Source organism: Streptomyces sp. NPDC058650 (assembly GCF_042717315.1).
Lineage (GTDB): Bacteria > Actinomycetota > Actinomycetes > Streptomycetales > Streptomycetaceae > Streptomyces.
In genome coordinates this window covers 1-1027 of sequence record NZ_JBHXRL010000101.1, presented here as the reverse complement: position 1 = coordinate 1027, position 1027 = coordinate 1, and the positions used below count along the sequence as shown (strand labels likewise).

General features: G+C 73.2%; 2 protein-coding genes. One reads left to right on the top strand and one right to left on the bottom strand.

Features of this window, described 5'->3' with window-relative positions; genetic code table 11:
• Positions 1 to 333, top strand: a 333-nt coding sequence (locus ACFWWU_RS37565) for a Pr6Pr family membrane protein (protein WP_384153803.1), incomplete at its 5' end; no start/stop codon positions are given.
• Positions 334 to 385: 52 nt separating this feature from the next.
• Here ACFWWU_RS37565 and ACFWWU_RS37560 read toward each other — a convergent pair.
• The coding region (locus tag ACFWWU_RS37560) for an alpha/beta fold hydrolase (protein ID WP_384153800.1) at positions 386 to 1027 on the bottom strand (642 nt) is incomplete at its 5' end.

Sequence of the window (1027 nt, the reverse complement as noted above, 5' to 3'; positions counted from 1 at the left end):
CCCCTCTACGTGGTGCTCGACTGGGTGCTCGCTCCCGGCCGCCGGAAGATCGCGTGGAAGCGCATCTGGACGATCGCGATCTTCCCGATCGCCTGGGTGGTCTATACGATGATCCGCGGTGCGATCGTCGGTTGGTACCCCTACCCGTTCCTGAACCCCGACATCGCCCCGGGCGTCGGCTACGACGGCGTCACGGTCTACGTCATCGCGATCGCGGCGTTCATCCTGCTCGTCGGCGCGGGCATCATCGGCATCAGCCGGAGCGCGTGGCCCTACCGTGCTGCGACGGAGCAGCCGGCCCCTGCGATGGCGGAGGCGTCGGCCGCGCGCTGACCCGCTCGACCCGCCGCGTCAGGTGTGCTGCCGTGTCAGGTGTGCTGCAGCGTCAGGCGCGGGTGTGCTGCAGCCAGCGCGCGATGCCCTCGCGCAGCAGCGCGGTCTGCACGGGCAGCCCGTCGTCGCGTGCGGGCAGTTCGACGAGCGGCGCCCCGAGACCGGCGGCCCAGCGTTCGGCGAGCGCGTAGGGGTGCACGGGGTCGCGCGGCGCCCCGATGACGAGCGAGCGGATGCCGCGTGGCTCGAGCTCCGCGAGCTCGGCGTCGTCGCGGAACGCGCGGTTGCGCGGGATCTCGACGAGCCGCATCGCCCGCCGCGCGGCATCGGGCGCCGTGAACTGCGTCAGCAGGCCGCGCCCGCCCGAGGGCGACTCGGAGACGACGTGCTGGAAGATCGCCCGTTCACGGAACTCGTCGGCGCCCGCAGGGCCGGCATCGGCGAGGATCTGGCCGATGACGGGGAAGACGCGCAGGTTGTCGGGCAGCGACCGATCGCTGAACGACGGCCGCACGAACACCGCGCGTTCGATGGGCAGGAGGCCGTCGAGGGCGATGCGGAGTGCGAGCGCCGCGCCGAGCGAGACGCCGATGATCGTCAGGGGGGCGGATGCCTCGGGCGACGGCGCGCCCGCCTCGTCGATCGCCTCCCGCACCGCCGCGGCCACCTCGGCCGCGAGCCGGTCGACGTGGAA